Origin of the sequence: Streptomyces sp. PA03-6a, from assembly GCF_033792765.1 — a bacterium.
In the GTDB taxonomy this organism is placed as follows: domain Bacteria; phylum Actinomycetota; class Actinomycetes; order Streptomycetales; family Streptomycetaceae; genus Actinacidiphila.
Genome location: NZ_JARAVK010000064.1, coordinates 13,218 through 34,379, shown reverse-complemented (window position 1 = coordinate 34,379; position 21,162 = coordinate 13,218). Strand labels below are relative to the sequence as shown.

General features: G+C 73.6%; 24 protein-coding genes and 1 pseudogene. 14 read left to right on the top strand and 11 right to left on the bottom strand.

Annotated features, from left to right (window positions below):
* Positions 1 to 47 precede the first annotated feature (47 nt).
* Positions 48 to 770, top strand: coding sequence for an SDR family oxidoreductase (locus PV350_RS17625; RefSeq protein WP_499509092.1), 723 nt, complete (start codon positions 48 to 50; stop codon positions 768 to 770).
* Positions 767 to 1,993, top strand: a complete 1,227-nt coding sequence (locus PV350_RS17620) for a cytochrome P450 family protein (protein ID WP_500334725.1) — start codon at positions 767 to 769, stop codon at positions 1,991 to 1,993. Before PV350_RS17625 ends, PV350_RS17620 begins: the two co-directional genes overlap by 4 nt.
* On the opposite strand, the gene PV350_RS17615 is transcribed toward PV350_RS17620, so the two are convergent.
* Complete coding sequence (locus PV350_RS17615; protein WP_500334724.1) at positions 1,986 to 2,639, bottom strand: DUF2238 domain-containing protein; 654 nt, start codon at positions 2,637 to 2,639, stop codon at positions 1,986 to 1,988. The genes PV350_RS17620 and PV350_RS17615 overlap by 8 nt on opposite strands.
* A 160-nt stretch (positions 2,640 to 2,799) precedes the next feature.
* Here PV350_RS17615 and PV350_RS17610 point away from each other — a divergent pair, with 160 nt between their 5' ends.
* Both PV350_RS17610 and PV350_RS17605 read left to right on the top strand, forming a co-directional pair.
* On the top strand, positions 2,800 to 3,273 hold the full coding sequence (locus PV350_RS17610) for a carboxymuconolactone decarboxylase family protein (RefSeq protein WP_500334723.1): 474 nt from the start codon (positions 2,800 to 2,802) through the stop codon (positions 3,271 to 3,273).
* Positions 3,274 to 3,299: 26 nt separating this feature from the next.
* Positions 3,300 to 4,223 carry an RNA polymerase sigma-70 factor gene (locus PV350_RS17605; RefSeq protein ID WP_499509096.1) on the top strand — a complete coding sequence of 308 codons (924 nt, stop codon included), beginning with the start codon at positions 3,300 to 3,302 and terminating at the stop codon, positions 4,221 to 4,223.
* A gap of 27 nt (positions 4,224 to 4,250) precedes the next feature.
* On the opposite strand, the gene PV350_RS17600 is transcribed toward PV350_RS17605, so the two are convergent.
* A complete protein-coding gene (locus tag PV350_RS17600; protein WP_499509097.1) occupies positions 4,251 to 4,670 on the bottom strand; it encodes a hypothetical protein in 420 nt (139 codons plus the stop codon).
* A 61-nt stretch (positions 4,671 to 4,731) separates the two neighbouring features.
* Here PV350_RS17600 and PV350_RS17595 point away from each other — a divergent pair, with 61 nt between their 5' ends.
* Genes PV350_RS17595 through PV350_RS17580 form a run of 4 tightly spaced genes read left to right on the top strand, consistent with a single transcriptional unit; the run spans position 4,732 to position 7,068 of the window.
* Positions 4,732 to 5,337: a GNAT family N-acetyltransferase gene (locus PV350_RS17595; protein ID WP_499509098.1), complete on the top strand. Its 606-nt coding sequence runs from the start codon at positions 4,732 to 4,734 to the stop codon at positions 5,335 to 5,337.
* Positions 5,337 to 6,239 carry an EamA family transporter gene (locus PV350_RS17590; protein ID WP_499516694.1) on the top strand — a complete coding sequence of 301 codons (903 nt, stop codon included), beginning with the start codon at positions 5,337 to 5,339 and terminating at the stop codon, positions 6,237 to 6,239. The genes PV350_RS17595 and PV350_RS17590 overlap by 1 nt, the downstream gene beginning before the upstream one ends.
* A gap of 51 nt (positions 6,240 to 6,290) precedes the next feature.
* Positions 6,291 to 6,590, top strand: a complete 300-nt coding sequence (locus tag PV350_RS17585) for a hypothetical protein (protein ID WP_499509099.1) — start codon at positions 6,291 to 6,293, stop codon at positions 6,588 to 6,590.
* Positions 6,591 to 6,633: 43 nt separating this feature from the next.
* The gene (locus PV350_RS17580) at positions 6,634 to 7,068 is read left to right on the top strand and encodes a hypothetical protein (RefSeq protein ID WP_499509100.1); all 435 of its coding nucleotides are present in this window, start codon (positions 6,634 to 6,636) and stop codon (positions 7,066 to 7,068) included.
* A 40-nt stretch (positions 7,069 to 7,108) separates the two neighbouring features.
* On the opposite strand, the gene PV350_RS17575 is transcribed toward PV350_RS17580, so the two are convergent.
* Positions 7,109 to 7,603, bottom strand: a complete 495-nt coding sequence (locus PV350_RS17575; protein WP_499509101.1) for a PaaI family thioesterase — start codon at positions 7,601 to 7,603, stop codon at positions 7,109 to 7,111.
* A gap of 94 nt (positions 7,604 to 7,697) precedes the next feature.
* Here PV350_RS17575 and PV350_RS17570 point away from each other — a divergent pair, with 94 nt between their 5' ends.
* Positions 7,698 to 8,165: a winged helix-turn-helix transcriptional regulator gene (locus PV350_RS17570; protein ID WP_499509102.1), complete on the top strand. Its 468-nt coding sequence runs from the start codon at positions 7,698 to 7,700 to the stop codon at positions 8,163 to 8,165.
* A gap of 325 nt (positions 8,166 to 8,490) precedes the next feature.
* Here PV350_RS17570 and PV350_RS17565 read toward each other — a convergent pair whose 3' ends face one another.
* Both PV350_RS17565 and PV350_RS17560 read right to left on the bottom strand, forming a co-directional pair.
* Positions 8,491 to 9,597 carry a PucR family transcriptional regulator gene (locus PV350_RS17565; RefSeq protein ID WP_500334722.1) on the bottom strand — a complete coding sequence of 369 codons (1,107 nt, stop codon included), beginning with the start codon at positions 9,595 to 9,597 and terminating at the stop codon, positions 8,491 to 8,493.
* 217 nt (positions 9,598 to 9,814) lie between these two features.
* Entirely contained in the window at positions 9,815 to 10,798 is a 984-nt protein-coding gene (locus PV350_RS17560) for a helix-turn-helix domain-containing protein (protein WP_500334720.1), read from the bottom strand.
* 58 nt (positions 10,799 to 10,856) lie between these two features.
* On the opposite strand from PV350_RS17560, the gene PV350_RS17555 reads away from it, so the two are divergent.
* Complete coding sequence (locus PV350_RS17555; RefSeq protein WP_499509105.1) at positions 10,857 to 12,128, top strand: MFS transporter; 1,272 nt, start codon at positions 10,857 to 10,859, stop codon at positions 12,126 to 12,128.
* Positions 12,129 to 12,202: 74 nt separating this feature from the next.
* Here PV350_RS17555 and PV350_RS17550 read toward each other — a convergent pair whose 3' ends face one another.
* The gene (locus PV350_RS17550; protein ID WP_500334718.1) at positions 12,203 to 13,834 is read right to left on the bottom strand and encodes an FAD-binding oxidoreductase; all 1,632 of its coding nucleotides are present in this window, start codon (positions 13,832 to 13,834) and stop codon (positions 12,203 to 12,205) included.
* A 117-nt stretch (positions 13,835 to 13,951) separates the two neighbouring features.
* On the opposite strand from PV350_RS17550, the gene PV350_RS17545 reads away from it, so the two are divergent.
* Complete coding sequence (locus PV350_RS17545; RefSeq protein WP_500334716.1) at positions 13,952 to 14,563, top strand: TetR/AcrR family transcriptional regulator; 612 nt, start codon at positions 13,952 to 13,954, stop codon at positions 14,561 to 14,563.
* A 33-nt stretch (positions 14,564 to 14,596) separates the two neighbouring features.
* Here the strand turns inward: PV350_RS17545 and PV350_RS17540 are convergent, their stop codons facing one another.
* Positions 14,597 to 15,337: a TSUP family transporter gene (locus PV350_RS17540; protein WP_499509108.1), complete on the bottom strand. Its 741-nt coding sequence runs from the start codon at positions 15,335 to 15,337 to the stop codon at positions 14,597 to 14,599.
* Between the two features lie 254 nt (positions 15,338 to 15,591).
* Between PV350_RS17540 and PV350_RS17535 the strand changes: the two genes are divergently transcribed.
* Positions 15,592 to 17,229, top strand: a complete 1,638-nt coding sequence (locus PV350_RS17535; RefSeq protein ID WP_500334714.1) for a phosphodiester glycosidase family protein — start codon at positions 15,592 to 15,594, stop codon at positions 17,227 to 17,229.
* A 136-nt stretch (positions 17,230 to 17,365) separates the two neighbouring features.
* Positions 17,366 to 17,605: pseudogene (locus PV350_RS17530) on the top strand (serine/threonine-protein phosphatase); the annotation flags it as partial.
* On the opposite strand, the gene PV350_RS17525 reads toward PV350_RS17530, so the two are convergent.
* Positions 17,583 to 17,753 carry a DUF427 domain-containing protein gene (locus PV350_RS17525; protein ID WP_500334742.1) on the bottom strand — a complete coding sequence of 57 codons (171 nt, stop codon included), beginning with the start codon at positions 17,751 to 17,753 and terminating at the stop codon, positions 17,583 to 17,585. The pseudogene PV350_RS17530 and the gene PV350_RS17525 sit on opposite strands and share 23 nt — an antisense overlap.
* 275 nt (positions 17,754 to 18,028) lie before the next feature.
* On the opposite strand from PV350_RS17525, the gene PV350_RS17520 reads away from it, so the two are divergent.
* Complete coding sequence (locus PV350_RS17520; RefSeq protein ID WP_500334712.1) at positions 18,029 to 18,637, top strand: CGNR zinc finger domain-containing protein; 609 nt, start codon at positions 18,029 to 18,031, stop codon at positions 18,635 to 18,637.
* Positions 18,638 to 18,667: 30 nt separating this feature from the next.
* On the opposite strand, the gene PV350_RS17515 is transcribed toward PV350_RS17520, so the two are convergent.
* The 3 genes from PV350_RS17515 to PV350_RS17505 form a co-directional block, all read right to left on the bottom strand.
* Positions 18,668 to 19,537, bottom strand: a complete 870-nt coding sequence (locus PV350_RS17515; protein WP_500334710.1) for an alpha/beta fold hydrolase — start codon at positions 19,535 to 19,537, stop codon at positions 18,668 to 18,670.
* A gap of 73 nt (positions 19,538 to 19,610) precedes the next feature.
* Positions 19,611 to 20,516, bottom strand: coding sequence for a LysR family transcriptional regulator (locus PV350_RS17510; RefSeq protein WP_499509088.1), 906 nt, complete (start codon positions 20,514 to 20,516; stop codon positions 19,611 to 19,613).
* Positions 20,517 to 20,596: 80 nt separating this feature from the next.
* Positions 20,597 to 21,031: a VOC family protein gene (locus PV350_RS17505; RefSeq protein WP_499509087.1), complete on the bottom strand. Its 435-nt coding sequence runs from the start codon at positions 21,029 to 21,031 to the stop codon at positions 20,597 to 20,599.
* Between the last annotated feature and the right edge of the window lie 131 nt (positions 21,032 to 21,162).

Genomic DNA, 21,162 nt, shown 5'->3' with positions numbered 1-21,162 from the left:
CACCGCCGGCGCACCCTCGCACGCGACGAGATCAAGGAGAGAGTCCCATGTCAGCTTCCCTGCAGGACCGGACCGTCCTGGTGGTGGGCCGCGGCAGCGGCATCGCCCGGGCCGTCGCCGACGCCGCGCTCGCCGAGGGCGCGCACGTCGTCGCCGCCGGGCGGACGCCGGGCGACCTCGAGGACGCCTACAAGGGCACGGACGTCACCGTACGGAGGGTCGACCTCACCGACGAGGGCACGATCGCCGCACTCGCCGAGGACCTCGGCAGCGTCGACCACGTGGTCTCCACGGCGTCCGCCCGGGCCCGGGGGAAGGTGAGCGAACTGACCCCCGAGGCGATCATCCTGTCCTTCCACACCAAGGTGGTCGGGCCGATCATGCTGGCCAAGCACTTCGCCCCGCGCATGCCCGAGGACGGGTCCTTCGTCCTGTTCTCGGGCGTCGCGGCCCTCGAACCCGACCCGGGCTTCCTCGGGGTCGCCGCCACCAACGGCTCGGTCAACACCGTCACCCGGTCGCTGGCCGTGGAACTCGCCCCGATCCGCGTCAACGCCGTGTCCCCCGGCACCATCGACACCGGCGCGTGGGACGGACTCGGCGACGAGGGGAAGTCCGGGCTCTTCGCCCGCCTGTCCGGCAGCAACCCCGCCCGGCGGATCGGCACGCCGCAGGACGTCGCCCAGGCCGTGGTGTTCGCGATGACCAACACCTTCATGACCGGGGTCTCCCTCGCGGTCGACGGCGGCCAGCCGCTGGTGCGACGATGACCGACCGGCGCCACTCCCCCTTCCTCCTCGACCCCGGCGGCCGGGCCCTGCACACCGAGAGTGCCGCGCTGCGTGCCCGCGGCGCGGTGACGAAGGTGCTGCTGCCCGGCGGCGTCGAGGCGTGGTCGGTGAACAGCCACGCCGCTCTGGAGCACCTGCTCACCGACCCGCGGGTGTCCAAGGACTCCCAACGGCACTGGCCGCGCTTCGCGTCGGGCGGGATCACCCCGCAGTGGCCGCTGTACGCGTGGGTGGCGGTGCGCAACATGTTCACCGCCTACGGCGACGACCACCGGCGGCTGCGGAGGCTGGTGGCACCGGCGTTCACCCCGCGCCGGACCGCGGCGATGCGCCCGCGGATCCAGCGGATCGTCGACGCCACGCTGGACGGGCTGCCCGCCGGGGCGCGCGACGGGGTGGCCGACCTGCGCAGGCACTTCGCGTACCCGATCCCCGTACGGGTCGTCACCGAACTGATGGGCGTGCCCGAGGGCGGGATGGCCACCGGACTGCGGGTGTGCATCGACAACCTCTTCACCACCTCCCTCGGGGCGGCGGAGGCTGCCGCCAACCACCGGAACACGTACGCGCTGCTGGACGAACTCGTCGCCCTGCGCCGCAGGCGGCCCGGCGACGACCTGACCAGCGCCCTGGTCGCCGCGGAGGAGGACGACGAACACCTCACCCGGGCCGAGGTGACCGACACGCTGCTGCTGATCATCGCCGCCGGGCACGAGACGACGGTGAACCTCCTCGACAACGCCTGCTTCGCCCTCCTGACCTCCCCGGCCCAGCTCGACGCCGTCCGTGCCGGGCGGGCCACCTGGGACGACGTGATCGAGGAGAGCCTGCGCCGGGACGCACCCGTCGCGCACCTGCCCCTGCGCTACGCGGTGGAGGACATCCACGTGGCGGGGACCACCATCGCCAAGGGGGACGCGATCCTCGCCTCGTACGCCGCCGCCGGCCGTGACCCCGGCCGGCACGGACCGACCGCCGACGACTTCGACGTCACCCGGGCCGACAAGGACCACCTCGCCTTCGGGCACGGCGTCCACCACTGCCTCGGCGCCCCACTGGCCCGGCTGGAGGCCGCCGTCGCCCTGCCCGCGCTCTTCGCGCGCCACCCCGCGATGACGCTCGCCGAGGAACCCGGCGCGCTGGAGCCGGTGACGTCCTTCATCTCCAACGGGCACGCCCGGCTGCCCGTGGCCCTCAACTGAGCCGCCCGGCACCGCGCGGCGCGAGGACGTCCAGCTGCCGGTCGTGGAGCCTGCTGAGCAGCAGCAGCGACAGCACGGCACCGACCAGGGCGCAGAACATGTCCCACTGGGTGTCCCAGACGTCCCCCTGCGTGGCGAGGAACGCGTCCGCGGCGTCCCCGCCGATCAACGCGGCCCACCACTCCAGCAGTTCGAAGAACGCGCTGAACGCCATGCAGGCGCAGACGGTGAGCGGCGCGAGCCACCGGCTGCCGCGCAGCGGGGAGGTGCGGGCGAGGATCTCGCGGACGAGCACGGCGGGGACGAAGCCCTGCATGAGGTGGCCGATCCGGTCGTACGGGTTGCGCGACAGGTCCAGGGCGTCGCGCAGCCACTCGCCGAACGGGACCTGGGCGTAGGTGTAGTGACCGCCCACCGACAGGACCAGGGCGTGCAGGGCCAGCAGCACGCACAGCAGCCGGGTCAGCGGGAACCGGCGCCGCAGGGCGACCGCGAGCGGCAGCCCGATCATGATCCAGAAGGTCTCCAGCACCCATGTGCCGCGCTCGCGGGGATGGATTCCGGACACCACGAGGACGGCGAGCGCGAAACCGCCGGCCAGCACGGGCAGCCCGACGCGCCGGACGGGGACGGTGAGGTCTGTCATGTCCACCAGGGTCGCGGGGTGCGGTGCAGGGGCGCATGAGTACGGCTACTCAATCGTGAGACGCGGCTCACACCTGACCGTGTCACTGGCGTCCGGGCTGTCTCGTCCCAAGGGGTGAAGCCGTGGACGACACGGACGGCGGACACCGGAGGAGCACACCATGGACGCGCGACTGGACTACCTTGCCGACCCGACCGCGGGCAAGGCCCTCAAGCACTTCATGGCCGTGGGCAGGTCGTTCAAGGAGTCGTCGTTGCCGGCCGCGACGCAGGAGCTGGTGGCGCTGCGGGTGAGCCAGATCAACGGCTGCGGCGCCTGCATCGACATGCACACCAAGGAGGCCGGCGCCGCGGGCGAGACCCCGGTGCGGCTCCACCTGGTCGCGGCGTGGCGGGAGGCCACGGTCTTCACCGAGGCCGAACGCGCCGCGCTGGAACTGGCGGAGGAGGGCACGCGGGTCGCGGACGGCGGTGGCGGGGTCGGCGACGAGGCGTGGGCGCGCGCCGCCCGGCACTACGACAAGGAGCAGCTCACCGCCCTGGTGATCCTGGTCTCCTTCATGAACGCGGTGAACCGGCTGAACGTCATCGCCCGGCAGCCGGCCGGCGACTACGAGCCCAGGCGGTTCCACTGAACAGGACCGGGGGAAGGGGATCCGGCGTGGGCAAGGTGGAGGAGTTCGAGGAGCTGCGGCCGCTGCTGTTCTCGATCGCCTACCGGATCCTGGGCAGCGTGGCCGAGGCCGAGGACGCGGTGCAGGAGGCGTGGCTGCGCTTCGACGGCTCGCCGGCCCGGCCCGTGTCGGCCAAGGCGTTCCTGTCGGCCACGGTGACCCGGATCTCGATCGACGTGCTGCGCTCCGCGCGGGTGCGGCGGGAGGCGTACGTCGGGCCGTGGTTCCCCGAGCCGCTGCTGAGCGATCCGTACCAGGATCCGGCGCGGTCGGCGGAGCTCGCCGACTCGGTCTCGATGGCCGCGCTCCTGCTGCTGGAGCGGCTCAGCCCGCTGGAGCGGTCGGTGTTCGTGCTGCGGGAAGTGTTCGGCTTCGGCTTCGAGGAGGTCGCCCAGGCGGTGGGGCGTTCGGAGGCGGCGTGCCGTCAGCTGGCGGTGCGGGCGCGGCGGCACATGGAGGCGGGACGGCCGCGGTTCGCGGCGGACCGCCAGGCGCGGCAGGAACTGGCGCGGCGGTTCTTCGACGCGTTGAAGGACGGCGACGTCGACGCGCTGCGGGACCTGCTCGCCGCCGACGTGCAGCTCGTCGGGGACGGCGGCGGCAGGGCCCCGCAGCTGGCGCGGGCCGTCGTCGGCGCGGAGAACGTGGCCCGGGTGCTGGGCACGGTCTTCCCCTGGCTGGTCCGGATCGACGTGACGTTCGAGCCGCGCGAGGTCAACGGCCAGCCCGGAGCGGTCTTCCGCGACCGGGACGGCAAGGTCCTGCACACCATGGCCCTCGACGTGCTCGACGGACGGATCCAGGCCATCCGTTCGGTGCTCAACCCCGACAAGCTCGGCCACCTCGGCCCGGTCGCCGACGCCTGGGCGGTGCACCGGGAGGTGAAGCGGGCGCGCAGGCAGGGGAACTGACGGCACTGAGCCTGGCGGGCCTGGTCGTCAGGGCCGGCGAGGCCCGATGAGCGCGGTCTCCAGGGCCTCGCCCGTCATCTCGACGACGACGGCGGCGTCCCGCATGCCCGCCGGAAGGTGCGCGTACTCCTCGGCCCGGCACACGACGGCGCCGTCGCTCGGGTCGAGGACGACCGCGCCGAGCCGGGAGACGAGTTCCGCGACGATCCCGAACACCCCGCCGGCGTGCGGGCGCGAGACCATGATGTCCCGCTCGCCGACGTAGACCTCGGCCTCGCCGCCGTCCGCGGCCCGCACCAGGAAGTACAGCCCCTCGTCCGAGGCCGCGGTGAGCGGCGGCTCCCCGACGGCGTGCGGCTCCAGGACGGCCCGCACCAACGCGCCGTCGACGGGCACGGGCACCTCCGCGCCGTCGACGAACGTGAAGATCAGCGGACTCCACCCCACGACGCCTCCTCCCCGCTCAAAACCGTGTGCGCCGGCCGGGACGGGAACCTACCCTCCGGGCATGGGTCTTCGCGAAGAGCTCCCGGACGACGCCGAGTCCGTACGTCAGGTCCACCTGCGGGCCTTCGGCCACGGCCACGGCCCGGTCGTGGCCGATCTGGTCGGCACCCTGCGCGGGAGCGTCACGCCCACGGACGGTCTCTCGCTGGTCGCCGAACACGACGGCCGGGCCGTCGGGCACGTGATGTTCACCCGCAGCCTGCTGGACGCCCCCCGGCGCCTGGTCGAGGTGCAGGTCCTCAGCCCGCTGGCCGTCCTGCCCGAGCACCAAGGGACCGGGATCGGCACGGCCCTGGTCCGGCGCGGACTGCGGACGCTGGTCGAGCGGGCGGTCCCCGTCGTCTTCGTCGAGGGCGACCCCGCCTACTACGCGCGCCTCGGGTTCCTGCCCGGCGGCGACCAGGGCTTCCGCAAGCCGTCCCTGCGCATCCCGGACGGGGCCTTCCAGGCGATCGCGCTCCCCGCGTACGAACCCTGGATGACGGGCACCCTGGTCTACGCCGAGGCGTTCTGGCAGCACGACGCGGTCGGCCTCCGCGACCCGGCGGCGCGGGAGAACCACGTGGCGCGCGGCGGCCGGTCCTCGACAATCCACCCGTGCCCCTGATGACCGCCGGCAGGACGGAACGCGGCCCGTCCCCCCGGGCCTCGCTGACCACGCCGGCCGGACGTGCCTACGGCGCGATCCCGCCCACGGCACTGGTCCTGCTCGGCATCGTCAGCGTCCAGGTGGGCTCGGCCTTGGCCAAGCACCTGTTCAGCGCGGTGGGCAGCTTCGGGACGGTCGCGTTGCGGCTGTTCTTCGCGGCGGCGGTGCTGATGCTGTTGTGGCGGCCGTCGCTGCGCATGAGCCGTCGCACATGGACGGTGGTGCTCGGCTACGGCGTGACGCTCGGCCTGATGAACCTGTGCTTCTACCTGGCGCTGGCCCGGATCCCGCTGGGGATCGCGGTGACCGTCGAGTTCCTCGGGCCGCTGGCGGTGGCCCTGGCCGGATCGAGGCGATGGCTCGACGCGTTCTGGGCCCTGCTCGCGGCCGGCGGTGTGGTCCTGCTGATGGAAGGACGCGGCGAACTCGACCCCGCCGGCTTCCTGTTCGCCCTCGCCGCGGGGACGTGCTGGGGCCTGTACATCCTGGTCGGCGCGGCGCTGGGCCGCCACACCACGGAAGGCAACGGCCTGGCCCTGGGAATGGCCGTCGCGGCCCTGGTGGCCGTGCCGTTCGGCGTGGCCGACAGCGGAACGGCGCTGATCCAGCCGTGGGTCCTGGCCGCGGGGCTCGGCGTGGCACTGCTGTCGTCGGTGGTCCCGTACTCGCTCGACCTGGAGGCCCTGCGCAGGATCCCACCGCGCGTGTTCGGCATCCTGATGAGCCTCGAACCGGCGATGGCGGCCCTCATCGGCTTCGTCGTCCTCCACGAGTCCCTGCACTGGGTCCAATGGATCGCGGTGCTGTGCGTGGTGGCCGCATCGGCCGGCGCCGCCCGCGGCACCGACCCGGAGGCCTGACCGGTTCACACCGGCGGGGACGACTGGCGGGTCAGAGCCGATTGGTCCTCGGTGCTGACCGCCGACTTCACGGCTTTTCTCACCTTCCAGGAAATCGCGGACTTCGCCGCCCGCATGCTCTCCCGGCTGTCCGCCCCTTCGGGCCACGGGTTCTCGGAGCAAGTGACTCCGGGCCGCAACAATCCGCTGCGGCTGACGGCCGATCCCGTCGAGCACGGCTACGCCTTCTACGCGACGCTGACTCCGCACGGGGACGACAACGTGTGCCTCCTGCGGATGGACATCGATCCCGTCGACGCCGGCGAGCTCCGTGCTCTGTTCGGCTCGTTGCAGGCCTCGTTGGCGCCGTGACCGCGGGATCGCCCCGCCGCCCCGGGTCGGGCATCATGCCCTGGTGAGCATCGTGGTGGACTTCTTCGCGGCCCCGGACGACTCGGCGGCGGCTTCCGTGCTGGAGACCGGGTCGGTGCGCGGGTTCGCGTCGCTCCCGCTCGGGAACTTCGACCCCGAAGAGGCCGTGGTCGAGTGGGAGAGCCTTCTCACCGGCGGCAGTTTCGAAGAACTGGCCGAGGCGGGTGAGCCCCGCGTCGTCGCCGGCGCGGATCACGGTGAGCACGTCGTCTTCGCGCTCTCGCCGCGGCTGTCGGCGGCGCTCGCCGGGGCCGAGCCGTCCCGGCTGTGGGAGGTCGCCGTGGCATGGGCCGAGCGGCGCGCGGCGGACGGCGAGGTCATCGACCCGGACGTCGCCCGGGCGATCGTGGACGATGTGGCCGCCCTCGTCGGCGAGGCCGGACGCCGTGGCGAGGGCGTCTACTGCCGGGTCGGGTAGCCGGCAGGGCGACGCCCGCCGTTCCCGGCCCGCGTGCCGCTCAGCGCGCGGGGACGGGGAAGAGCATGCAGCTGCTCGTGGCGTGGGCGAGCAGACGGTCCGTCGCGTCGAACAACTCGGCCTGGGCGAGGGCGGTGCGGCGGCCCTGGTTGAGGACGGTGCCGACGGCGCGGACCTTGCCGGTGTCGACGGTGACCGGGCGCAGGAACTTCAGGTTCAGGTCGAGCGAGGTGTAGCCCATGCCCTCCGGGAGCACGGACTGCACGGCGCAGCCGGCGGCCGAGTCGAGCAGGGTGGCGTAGACGCCGCCGTGGACGCTGCCGATGGGGTTGTAGTGCTCCTCCCCCGGTTCCATGGCGAAGACCGCGCGGCCTTCCTCGACCTCCTCCAGGGTGAATCCGAGGGTCGAGGCGATGGGCGGTGCGGGAAGGCGCCCGGCCAGCACGTCGCGGAGGAACTCCAGACCGCTCGTGCGGCCGACCGCGGCCGCGGAGACCTTGGGGTCCCCCCATTCGAACGTACGCGACCTCGCCATTGGACGTGCCCTCCCTGACCTACTGACTTCGACATCCGAAGTTAGCCAGTCGCACCTCTGGATGTCAATGCCGAAGCCAGCCTACGATGACCGCATGACCTGGCTGGAGACCGGTACCGAGAACTGCACGGTGCAGCGCACCCTCGACCTCGTCGGCGAGAAATGGTCGCTGCTGGTGCTGCGCGACGCCATGAACGGCGTGCGCCGCTTCGACGACTTCCGCCGTCACATGGGGCTGTCCGAGGCGGTGCTGGCGGACCGGCTGCGCAAGCTGGTCGCCGCGGGGATCCTGGACACCGTCCCGTACCGCGAGCCCGGCAGCCGTACCCGCAACGAGTACCGGCTCACGTCCAAGGGCTGGGACCTGTGGCCCGCGATGATCGCCCTCAAGCAGTGGGGCGACCGCTACACCGCCGACCCGGAGGGCCCGCCGCTGGAGGTCCGCCACCGCGACTGCGACGAGCCCGTCGAGGCGGTCGTCGTCTGCGCCGGCGGCCACGACGCGCTCGCCCCCCGGCAGGCCTACACCCGGCCCGGCGCCTCCGCCCGCATGCGGGGCTGAACGGCGCGCGACGGCGACGGGTCACCGAAGGCCCGTGTCCTCGTGGTCGCCGTGGTGGGCGTCGACACCCTCTCCCCCGAACCCCCGTGTCCCCCGTCGAGGGCGTCGACGTCCAAGCCATCGATCGGGACGCTCCCCCGGTCCCTGATGGCCCACGAGCGCGAAGCCGGACAGGACGGGGCGTCCCCGCCCTCTCCCGCTTCGTGCACTGGCTCCGTTCCCGGCGCCGTGACGATGCTGGCAGGGCAGGTGGCCGGTACACATTGCCGGTTCCCGGCAGTCTTGACGCCTTGTTGACGGCCTGTTGACGGTGCAACCTCCCGCGCTAGAGCGGTTGGTCGGGCCATCCGAGCAGCCGGGCGCCCATCGCCGCGGTCTCCAGGGTGTAGCGGTGCAGCGGATCGCCCGGGTCGTAGCCGGTCAGGACCTTGATCCGCTCCAGGCGGTACGTGAACGTCCGCACCCCGAGGCCCAGTCGACGCGCCGCTTCGGCGTTGACGTGCCCGGCCTCCGCGTGCGCGGAGATGGTCTCCAGCAGCGGTCCGGCCCCGCCCCGGGCCTGCTCCAGCGGCCCCAGCACGGTGCGGACGAGGTCGGCCATGGCGGCCCGGTCCCGCATCAGCACGGGGAAGACCAGCAGTTCCTCGGCGCGCAGCACGGGCGGATGCAGGCGCAGCCGGTCGGCGACGTCCAGCGCCCCGAGGGCCTCCTCGTAGCTGCGCACGATGCCGCTCGTGCCGGAGTGGGTGCGGCCGAACGCCACCCGGCGGGCCGCCCCGTACCCGGGCCCGGGGCGCAGCGCCGTGTCGGCGAACGCCTCGAAGACGGCACGCTCGCTGCCGGGGGCGATGCACACCAGCCGGCCGTCCTTCCCGGCCACCAGGACGTCGCGGTCGCCGAAGCGGCCCGCCAGTTCCCGTTCGATGCGCCGCACCGCGGGCTGGCCGTCCTCGTACGCGTCCACGCCGCGCGCCACCGCCACCGCGTGCCCGCGGCCCAGCCGCAGCCCGAACCGTTCGGCGCGCTCGGCGAGCCGTCCCGGGTCGCTGCGCCCGTACAGCAGGTCGTCGACGAACTCCCTTCGGGCCGCCTCCTCCTGGCGGACCAGGAGCCGCTGGGCGCGTTCGTGGCCTTCGCCGAGCGCGACCACCGCGGCGTCGAGGGCGGTCAGCACCGCCTCGCCGGCCCGCTGCACCTCGGTGGCGGTGTCGGCGGCAGCCACGCTCCGCAGCGAGCCCCACGCGTCGCGGGTCGCCGTCAGGTAGGCGCCGACGAGGTCGCGCAGCCCGTACCCCCGACCGCCCGCGCGCTCGCCGCAGGTGCGAAGCGCGTCCAGTTCGTCCCGTCGCAGCCGCCGTCCCGTCCCCGAGACCTCCCCCAGCACGCGTGCGTACGCCTCGAGTTCCTCCTCCGGTACGCCTACGCCCCGCATGGCCGCGTCTCCCCTCCAGGCACCCGTCGTTGCCGTCCCCCGGCAGCCTGGACCGTATCAACCCTGCCCGGTCCGGTGATCACCGCCCGCCTCGGACGACGTACCGGACCGGGACCAACCACCCGTCCGCGTCCCCGACTTGACGTACGGCCGTTCGAGGAACGATGATCTCCGCACACTCCCCAGGTCTCCCCCCGTGGCCTGGGGAGTGCCTCGTTCAGCCGTCCGCACCTCCGGCGAGGAGGTCCCCGGAGGCGGTGCGCCGGTAGACCACGCGCCGGTCGACACGGGTGCCGGTGACCAGTCCGGCATCCCGCAGCACCGACAGGTGGCCGCCGACGGTGCCGAGGGACAGGCCGAGGTGGGCGGCGAGTTCGCTGGTGGTGGCGGGGCGCTCCAGTTCGTGGAGGATCGCCGCGCGGCCGGTGCCGATCAGCCGTCCCAGAGCGGGCCCCGGTTCCGCGCGTCCCGCGGCCGCGGCGGCTCCGCGGGCCGGGTAGACCAGCGCGTACGACGCCGGCGGCGCCTCGCACAGCCACGTGCCCCGGGACACGGCGGCGACCGGTACGAACAGCATCCCCTCGTCGCCGACGACCCGGTCCGGGGAGCCCCAATGGCTGAAGCGGATCGCGTCCGCGCCGACCCAGGCGCTGTGCCGGCTCATGTGTTCCAGGGCGCGGGGCCAGCCGTAGGCGGCGAGCAGCCCTGCCCGGTAGGTGACGTCCCGCTCCAGCAGGGCACGGCGGCGCGGCCAGTCGGGAGCGACGTGCTCGGTCCAGGTGCGCCGGAAGAGCTCGGCGGTCCTGGCGGCCCAGCCGCGTCCGGTCAGCCAGCCGAGGTCGTGCTCCTTCCAGCTGTGCGCCACCGACTTCTCCAGCTCGGCGCGCACCTGCGCGTCGGGCATCCGGGCCACCTGGGCCAGTTCGCCGTCGATCGCGGTCCGCATGCCTCCCGCCGGCGGCAGGACGATGTGCGCCGGCATCCACTTCGTGGACCCCAGCAGCCGCACCAGGCCCTCCGCGAAGGGGTCGGCATCGAGCGCGGCGCGGAACGCGCCATGGTGGCGGTCGTACCAGGAGGCCAGCCACGGGTCGCAGTACCCGGAGCCCAGCACGAGCAGCGACGCCAGGGTCTCGGCCAGCGGCGACAGGGCGAACCGGGACCGCGACAGGGCCAGCGGACTCAGCCGCAACAAGGTCATCTTTCGCCTCCCGCCGAAACGATAGTGCCCCGCCAGGCGCCTCCAGCAGACTCCGCCCGTGTTCGCATCCCTTCCGCCGCACCGGGACTTCCGCTGGTTCCTCACCGCCCAGACGGTGTCCCTGCTCGGCACCGCGATGGCCCCGGTCGCCCTGGCGTTCGCGGTCCTCGACGCCTCGGCCGGCCTCGGCGACCTCGGTGTCGTCCTCACCGCCTACATGGTGCCGCTGCTGGTGTTCCTGCTCGTCGGGGGCGCCACGGCCGACCGTCTGCCGCGCCGCACGGTGCTGGTGGCGGCGAACCTCGGTTCGGCCGTCACCCAGGGCGCCGTCGCCGCGCTGCTGCTGACCGGGCGGTACGCCCTGTGGCCGGTGGCCGCGCTGGGGTTCGTCAACGGCGTCCTCGCCGCCTTCACCACGCCCGCGCTGCGCGGCATCGTGCCCGAACTCGTCCCCGGGGACCGGATCAGGCAGGCGAACGCGCTGCTGGGCTCGGTGCGCAACGCCACGAAGATCATCGGGCCGAGCCTGTCCGGCGTCCTGGCGGCGTCCGTCGGCGGCGGACCGGCCATCGCCTTCGACGCGCTGACCTACCTCCTCGCCGCCGGGTGCCTCACCCGCCTGTCGTCCCTCGCCGCCCCCACCGCCGCACGCCGTCCCCCGGGTCTGCTGGCCGACATCCGCGAGGGCTGGGCCGCGTACCGCCGGATCCGCTGGGTGTGGACGGTGTCGCTGTGCTTCTGCGTGGTCAACCTGGTGCAGGTCGGCACCTGGCAGATCCTGGGCCCGGTGCTCACCCGGCAGCTCGCCGACGAGGCCGCCTGGGGCTTCGTGCTCAGCGCGCGCGGCGCCGGACTGCTGGTGATGAGCACGCTGATGTACCGGCTGGCGGCCCGTCACCTGCTGCGGCTGGGTGTGCTGGCGGGTGTGCTCGGCGCGCTGCCCCTGCTCGCGCTCGGTGCGCACCTGGGTGCCCCGTGGCTGATCGCCGCCGCCTTCACCGCCGGGCTGGGCTCGTCGGTCGCGGGCGTCGGCTGGGACACCTCCCTCCAGGAGCACGTTCCGTCCGAGACCTTGTCCCGTGTGTCGTCCTTCGACGACCTGCTGTCCTACGTCGCCATTCCCATCGGCCAGCTCAGCGTGGGGCCGCTCGCCGACCGCATCGGGGGGTTCCGGGTCGCCGCGGCCGCCGGAGTCGTGTACGCCGCCGCGGCCCTGGCCCCGATGGCCTCCGCGGCCGTACGCCGCCTCCCCCACGGCCGCCCGGCCGCCACGCCCGCCGATCCGGCCCCGGCGGCGCCGCCCGGGCACGGGACGGCGCCCACGCGGTGAGCCACAGGGGCGGGTGAACCCGCTCCCGACCAGCCGACCGGACACGGCGCCGAGCACCGCCGGGCCCGCCGCTGTCAGCGTGCGGGCAGCAGGACGCCCGGGTTGAGGATGCCCGCCGGGTCCAGGGCGGACTTGGCGGCGCCGAGCGCGGCGGCGAAGGGCTCGGGGCGCTGGGTGTCGTACCAGAGGCGGTGGTCGCGGCCGACGGCGTGGTGGTGGGTGATCGTGCCGCCGTGGTCGGCGATGGCCTGGGAGACGGCGGACTTGATGTCGTCCCACTGGGCGACCGTGCTGCCCCAGCGGCCCGCGGCGTAGATGCCGAAGTAGGGGGCGGGCCCGTCGGGGTGGACGTGGCTGAACCGGCAGGTGACCACTCCGGTGCCGCAGGTGGTGCGGATCGCCTCGTTCGCGGCGTGGGTGACCGCCGCGTGGAGTTCCTCGAACCGGTCCCAGGTGCAGGCGGTCTCGAAGGTCTCCACGACCAGGGACTGCTGGGCCAGGGCGTCGCGCTGGTAGGGCATGCGGAGGAAGGACGAGCGCCAGGACCGGTCTGTCCCGGCGCCCCCGCCGCCGCCCGCGTCGGCGTCGCCGCCCGCGCCGGTGTCGGTGTGGCGGGCCGGCTCGGGCACCTGGCCTCCGTGGTCGCGGCACAGTTCCAGGGCCCGGTCCATCCAGGGTCCCAGCGGGTGGTCGGCGGACTCGAAGGCCAGGATCAGGACGCTGCCGCCCGTGGTGACGCCCGCGTTGACGAATGCCTCGGCGGGGTCCAGCAGGCGGCAGTTCGACGGGTGGAGCCCGGACTGGGCCAGGGCGCGGGTGGCGGTGACGGCGGCCGTGAAGTCGGCGAAGTGGACGGAGGCGTTCGCCCTCCACCGGGGGCGCCGCTGAAGGCGCATCCAGGCCTCGGTGATGATCCCGAGGGTTCCCTCCGAACCGAGGAACATCCGGTCGGGCGAGGGCCCCGCGCCCGAGGCGGGCAGGCGCCGCGACTCGCCGGTGCCGGACGGGGTCACGACGCGCAGCGCCTGCGTCAGGTCGTCGATGTGGGTGTAGAGGGTGGCGTAGTGGCCGCCCGCCCGGGTGGCCAGCCAGCCCCCGAGGGTGGAGTACTCGAACGACTGCGGGAAGTGGCGTAGCGTCAGGCCGGAGGGCCGCAACTGGTCCTCCAGGTGCGGGCCGAGCACGCCGGCCTGGATGCGGGCCGACCGGCTCACGGGGTCGGTCTCCAGGACGCGGTCGAGGCGCTCCATGTCGAGCGTCACCGCCGGGCGTCCGTCGGGGAGGCGGGGTTCCACGCCGCCGACGACGGAGCTGCCGCCGCCGAAGGGGATGACGGCGATCCCCTCGCGGGAGCACCAGTCGAGGAGGTCGACGACGTCCTGCTCGGTGCGGGGGCGGGCGACGAGGTCGGGGGCGTGGCGCAGGTCGCCGTGGAGGTTGCGGACGACGTCCCGGAAGGCCTTGCCGTGGGTGTGCGCGGCGCGGTCGTGCGGGGTGTCGGAGCACAGGTGGGCCAGCGACGGCGGCGCCTTGACCCGTAGCGGCGGCAGGGCGAGGGAGGCGACGTCCGGAGGGAGGTGGACGGTGAGGTCGGCGTCCGGGAGCAGTCCGGCCACCCGGCCGGTCAGCGCGGTACGTTCGGCGCCCCGCACCGCGTCCTCGACGGTGCCCCATCCCCACCACGACCGTGTGCCCGTACGCGTCATGCGTGTCCCGCCCTTCGCCTCAGCTCGATATGACCGGTGGGTAAATTACCACTGGGTCACATCCTTGGGGAGGACTGAACTGACCTCGCGGTCAGTTCCTTGCCTACAATCACGGGCGTGACGAGCGCGAGAACCCGTACCGCCGGGACCAAGGGCGTGCCCCGCGCCGAGCGCGAGGAGCAACTGCTGGCCGCGGCCGTCGAGGAGTTCGGCCGCCGTGGCTACGGCGGTGCATCGATGGCGGCCATCGCCGAGCGGGTCGGGGTCACCAAGCCGCTGCTGTACCAGTACTTCGGGTCCAAGGACGCGCTCTACGCCGCGGCCTTGGAGCGGGTCGCCGGTTCGCTGACGCGCGCGCTGACCGACGCGCTGGTCCCGGGCGTCACGTCGCTGGGGACGCCGTTGTCCGTGCTGCGTGCGATCTTCACCACGCTGGAGGGGCAGCGCAACGCCTGGTTCGTGCTCTACGACCGGACGTTGCCCGCCACGGGTCCGCTGCGCGCGGCGGCCGAACGCCACCGCACCGCCATCGACGGGCTGGCGGCCGCGGGCAGCGCGGAGTTCCTCGCCACCCGCGGGATCGGGGACCCGCTGGACTCCGACGCGCTCAAGCACCTGTGGACCGGCACCGTCAGCACCCTGGTCACCTGGTGGATCCACCATCCCGACGAGTCCGCGCAGGCGATGGCGGAGCGCTGCCGGCGGCTGATCACCGCGATCGTCACCTGAGCCGCCACGCCCCGCCTTCGCCACGCGGACCGCTCAGAGGGTGACGAGCCGTACCGCCGCGAGGAGGGTCAGGGCGACGGTGACGCGCTCGAAGACCTTCGGGCTGATGCGGCTGATGGTCGCGCGGCCGGCGGCGGCCCCCGCCAGCACCGCCGGGGCGGCCATCGCGCCGAAGGCCAGCGTGTCGGGCGTGATCAGCCCCAAGGCCACGCTGAAGGGCACCTTGAAGGCGTTGAGCAGCAGGAAGAACCAGGCGCTGGTGCCGAGGAAGCCCAGCATCGGCAACCCCACGGCCAGGAAGTACAGCGCCATGATGGGGCCCGCCGCGTTGGCCGTCATCGTGGCGAAGCCCGCGAGGATCCCGGCACCCGCGGCGACGGCCCTGTGCTGCGCTGCCGAGTCGTCCGGGCCCCGGCGCCGGCTCCACCAGTGGACGGCGAGCATCAGCAGCAGCAGCGCGCCGATGAGTTCCCGCATCCGCGTGTCGTCGATCCGGTCGACGACCACCGCGCCGAGCAGCACCCCGACCACCACCCACGGGAAGAGCCGCACCAGCCGCCCCCAGTCGGCGTGCCGGCGGTAGGCGGCCACGGCCACCACGTCGCCGACCAGGAGCAGCGGCAGCAGCACGCCGGTGGACAGCTTGGCCGGCAGCACCAGCGCGAACAGCGCCACCCCCACCGTCCCGGCCCCGGACACCCCGGTCTTGGAGTAGCCGACGAGGAAGAGGGCGAGCAGCGCCACGGCCCACTGCGCCGGTTCGAGCGAGGGCATCAGGGCCGCCGGGGGACGGAGGGTACGAAAGTCACGCCATGTTCTTACCTGGCCGCCACCCCGCCGTCGCTACCGGGGTGGGTCCGGCGGCCCGGCCGCGCGCGACTTCGCCCTGGTCGCGCCCGGTTGTCACCGAGGGTTCCCCCGGGGGCCGTCACCGCGTGGGCTGCCCGTCCCCGTGCGCGTCTGGGATGGCGATCAAGGACCGGGCGGCGCCAGGCGGCGCCCGGTGGAACCGAACGTCAGGAGAGCGAATGTCCGTCACAGCCGCCGAACCGCGCGACAGGGCGCGCCGGGTGGGGCAGGCCGCGCGGAGGGGGGCGGTGTTCGCCGCCGCCCTCACCATGGTCGCCGTCGTCCCGCCGGCCGTCGCGGGGGCGCAGTCGCCCACCGCCTCCGGCACGCACGGGATCGTGTGGACGACGCAGCAGGTGGCGCCCGGCCTGCAGGTCCGCAGCGGCGAGCTGCGGGACCCCTCGGCCGCCGGGGTGTGGACGGTGACCGTGCAGGCCCCCGCCGTCAACCGGCTGACGGGCGCCGCCACGTGGGCTCCGCTGGGCGACCGCGCCTGGGCCGACGCGACCGCCACGCGGCTGCGGGAGGCCGGGTTCGAGCCGCGGCTTGAGGCGGTGGAGTGGGACACCTACGCCGACACCCCGCGCGGTGTGATGGGCTGGCAGGTCCGGGTCGGCCGGTACGCCACGCAGGCCGAGGCGGGCCCGGCGAACGCGGCGGTCGTGGCCGCCGGTTTCCGTACGTCGACGGAGTGGACCGGTTACGACGGACGGCAGGCCGCCGACGGCGAGCGCATCCACGTGGCCGTGGTGGACCCGGCGCGGCTGCGCGGGTCGGTCGAGGTGAGCGACGGCGGCAACGTCGCCGACCGGGAGAAGACCTCGGCGGTCGCCGGCCGGCTGGGGTCGCTGCTCGGCGTGAACGGCGGCTTCTTCATCACCTCGGACGCCGACGGCGTCCAGGGCACCGTCGCGGGTCTGTCCGCGGTGGACGGCCGGCTGGAGTCGATGGCGGTCGGCTCGCGTGCGGCGCTCGTCCTCGGCGACGGCGGGCGGCGGCCGCGGATCGCGGACCTGTCCACCACGGTCACCGTGCGGGCCGGGTCCGCCCGGTACGCGGTGCAGGGCATCAACCGCGTGCCGGGCAAGGTCCGCAACTGCGGCCGCCCCGGCGGCGTCCCGACCGAGCAGCCCCGCCACGACACGACCTGCACCCTGGCCGACGACCTGGTGGAGTTCACCCCCGCCTTCCGCACGGCACTGCCCACGGGCAGCGGTGTGCAGGTGGTGCTCGACGCGCACGGGGCCGTGCTCTCCACCGGCGCCCGCGGCGGCTCCGTCCCCGAGCACGGCACGGTGCTGCAGGGCACCGGCGCGGCGGCGGCGTGGCTGACCGAGCACGCGCGGACGGGCAAGCGGCTGGTCGTGCGGGAGATCGTCCGGGACGCCGAGGGGCGCCAGGTCAAGCTGGGCCCCGGCGACAGCATCGTGAGCGCGGCGCCCACCCTGGTGGAGGACAGCCGCGTCCACATCGACGCGGCCACCGAGGGCACCCTGGACCCGCTGGACCTGTCGTTCGGTTTCGCGTGGTCCAACGTGCGCCAGCCGCGGACGATGGCCGGCATCGACCGGCAGGGCCGTCTGCTGCTGGTCACCGTGGACGGGCGGCAGCCCGGGGTGAGCGAGGGCTTCACCCTCGGCGAGGCGGCGCGGTTCATGCGGTCGCTGGGCGCGGTGCAGGCCCTCAACCTGGACGGCGGCGGCTCCTCGGCGATGGTGGTCGAGGGCGCCCTGGTCAACGTCCCCTCCGACGCGACCGGCGAGCGCGCCGTCGGCGACACGATCCAGGTCCTGCCGGGTCGCCGCGGCCAGGACTGACACGGGCCGGCACCGCCAGGCCGCCCCTGACGACCTCCGGCCACCCCGGGCCTCGCTCCGGGGTGGTCGGCTGGTCCGTCCGGCCGGAAGGTCGACCTTCCTTCCCTTTTGCCCCGGTATGATGCGCCTCGTGATCATGTCCGGATGGCCGCGGCGCCGACGCGCCCGCCTCGACGGCCGCTGGGAGGCTCCCTGGCTGTCCCCGGTGATCCTGACCGTGCTCATCGCCGCCCTGGCGTTCGCCACCCCGCGCGAGATCGCGATCAGCCGCCTGCTGCCCGTCGCGCCCGCCCTGGCCGCCGCGATGTGGCCGGTGCTGCCGACCGTGCTGCTGGGCGCGTTCTGCCTGCTGGTCATGGTGGGCCTGAGCTTCGTCTGTGCCGCGTGACGTGGTCCCCGGCGACCAGCGCCTCGGGCAGGACGTCGGAGCGCGGGAAGTACGCGACCGGATAGCGGCCCGGCTCGTGGAGCAGCACCACGTCCTCACTGTCGGCGATCCACTCGTCCGCGAACCGGACCCGCATGCGGCGTCGCAGGCGCTCGGCGAAGAGCATGCGCTCGGGGAGCGGATCGGGCACCAGGAAGTGCCCGATCCGGGTGGCGGAGAGCGGACCTTGCTGCCAGGACAGTCCCATGGCTCTTCCTTCCTCGTCGGCCGTCGTAATGGATACTTCGACGCTAGAACCGTTAGTGGCGTGGAACAAGCGATCAAGGATTCGTCTTTTGGAGGCGATCACGTCGTAATTCGACGGTCGGGGATCCGCTGGATTCCCGGTCTTCTAATGCATATCTTTCATCTGTGAGCGTTCGTGTAGGGCTCGAGGAGCTGCAGGCCGCGGGTTTCCCCATGGGCGGGGAACCCCTGGTCGTCCTGGACCTCGCGGACACGGTGAAGACCGCCCGCGAGCCGGCCGCCGACCTGATCGGCACCCCTGCCGCGGCCGCCGCCTGGTGGGGGATCCAGGCGAGGCGGCTCCCGCCGGGCCCCGCCCCCGATCCGGTGGCGACCCGCAGGCTCCGCGCGGCCGTCCGGGAGGCGTTCGACGCGCATCTGGAAGGCCGGTCCGTGGATCCGGCCGCGGTGGAGGACATCAACGCCGCGGCCGCCTCCGCGCCCGTCAGCCCCCGGCTCGTCGTCACCGGGGAAGGACTCCGGGAGACCGCCAGGCGGCACACCGAATACGGCGGGAACGCCGCGCTCGCGGTGATCGCGGCCGAGGCCGTGGCGCTGCTGGGCAACCCCGACCGGCTGCGGCTCTTGCGGCGCTGCGCCAACCCGGAGTGCTCGATGCTGTTCCTGGCGGGGAACAGGCGCCGCAAATGGTGCGCGAGCAACATCTGCGGCAACCGGACCCGCGTCGCACGCCACTACGAACGCAACCGTTCCGGCCGCACCCCGGCCGGATGAGCTGCCCGGCCCGGGGCGGCGACCCGCCGCTCAGACCGGGACCCGGCCCAGGAAGCCACGGATGTACTCCGCGATGGGCTCCAGATGGCTCTCCAGCGCGAAGTGCCCGGACTCCACCAGGTGTACCTCGGCGTCCGGCAGGTCGTGCCGGAAGGCGCGGGCACCGTCGGGCCCGAAGATCTCGTCGCCCCCGCCCCACACGGCCAGCAGCGGGACCTGGGAGTCCCTGAAGTACTGGTGGACCGCCGGGTACATGTCGACGTTGCGCGGGTAGTCGCGGAACAGGCTCAGCTGGATCTCGGCGTTGCCCGGCCGGTCCAGGAGCGCCTGGTCGTGGACCCAGTTGTCGGGACTGACCAGGCTGGGGTCGGCCACCCCGTTCAGGTACTGCCAGCGGGTGGCCTCCAGGGTCAGCACGCCGCGCACCGGCGCCTCCGTCTCGGGGTTCGGGTCCTTGGAGTAGGCGAACAGCCCGTCCCAGAAGGGCATGACGAACCCCTCCGTGTACGCGTTGCCGCTCTGGCTGACGATCGCGGTGATCCGCCGCGGGTCCGCCAGCGCCAGCCGCCATCCGAGGGGGGCGCCGTAGTCCTGGACGTACACGGCGAAGCGGTCCACGCCGAGCTGTTCGAGCAGCCCGGAGGTGACCTCGGTGAGGGCGTCGAAGGTGTACGGGAAGTCCGTCACCGCCGGCATGGCCGACTGGCCGAAGCCGATGTGGTCGGGGGCGATCACGCGGTGGCGGTCGGCGAGGGCGGGGATCAGGTTCCGGAACATGTGCGAGCTCGTCGGGAACCCGTGGAGCAGCACCAGGACGGGTGCCCCGGGGTCACCGGCCTCCCGGTGGAAGACCTCCAGGCCGTTGACCTCGGTGGTGCGGTAGTGGACGGTGCGGGTCATCTCTGACCTCCTGGGCGCTGTGATCGGTTGCTGTTGTGGGGGCGGGCACCGACGACGGCGGGGCCGGGCGCGGCTAGGCGGTCGGGAGCGCCGCGGCCGTGTCCACGTTCGGGAGCCCCCGGCTGCGCAGGTCGGCGATGAACCGCCGGACCAGGGCGTCCGAGGGCGTCATCGTCAGGGCCACGATGTCGCGGTGGACGCGGGGCTCCAGCCGCCGGACCACCGCCGCGGGACGGCCGGCCAGGGCCGACACCGGGACCAGGCTCACCCCCATGCCCGCTCCCGCGAGCTGAGCGGCGGTGCGCGGACTGCGCGTGCGCAGCACGGGACTCAGGGTCACCTGGTGCGAGGTGACGAACCGGTCCACCCAGACCGCCATCCCGTTGTCCGGGTCGTAGTGGACGAAGGGCTCGTCGGCGAGCTCCTTGACCGCGACCGACGCCCGCGAGGCGAAGGGATGGCCGGGGAAGGTGACCACCACCATCTCCTCCCGCCCCAGCACCTCCGCGTGGGCCGTGGTCGCGGTGGGTTCCGGTCCCACCACCAGGTCGGTGGCGCCGTTCATCAGGTGCTCCACCATGCGGTCGGCGCTGCTGAACTCCGCCAGTTCCAGTCGGACCTCGGGCCGGCGCGAGCGCCAGCGGCGCAGTACCGGTACGAGGAGCCACGCGGTCATGGTCTCCGCGCAGGCGATCCGCAGCCGCCCGCCGCTGCCCGCGCCGACCTGCCGTCCGATCCGGACGGCCCGGGTCGCGGCCGCCAGTGCGATCCGGGCCTCCTCGGCCGCGGCACGGCCGGCCGCCGTCACCCGCACACCGCGGGCCAGCCGCTCGACCACGGAGGTGCCCAGTTCCCGTTCCAGCGCCGCGATCTGGTGGGAGAGCGCCGGCTGGGACATGTGCAGGGAGGCCGCGGCCCGTGTGACCGAACCCTCGTCGACCAGGGCCACCAGGCACTCCAGCGCCCGCAGTGTCGCCATGTCTAAAATCTATCCGAACTGTTCGAAACGTCCATAAGCCGAAAATCGCCCGGCTCTCTCTGCGGCGGTGCGCGCCGGCTTCACTCCGCCCGGTGGAAACCGCGCTCCTGCACCACCCAGGTGTTGCCGTCCGGGTCGGCGAAGTCGACGAAACTGGCGTAGTCACGGCGCTCGGGGTCAGGCCCGGGCCGGAAACCGCCCCTCCACCCGTCGAGGGGCCACTTGTGCCGGACCTCGCCGACCGCCACGCCGCGCCCGGCGAGATCCCGGCGGGCCCGCTCGACGTCAGCGACGACCAGGTGGAGGTTGCGCAGCGAACCCGGGACGGCATCGGTGAGACCGATCCCGATCTGCACCGAGCACGCCGATCCCGGCGGCGTCAGCTGCACGACGCGGAAGTCGTCGCCGGGCGCGTAGTCGACGTCGAGGGTGAAGCCGGCGCGCTCCGTGTAGAAGACCAATGACCGGTCGACGTCGCTCACCGGAAGGATGACGACCTCGAAGCTGTAATCCATCAGTCCATCTTTGATCAACGCTGCGGCACATCGCCACCGATCGGGCATGCGCAGCTCGAATGGCCAGCGAAGAAAGCGAGAATCCCGCGCCGGCGCCCCCGCGACCGACATGCTCTTCGGCCTCCGTCGCC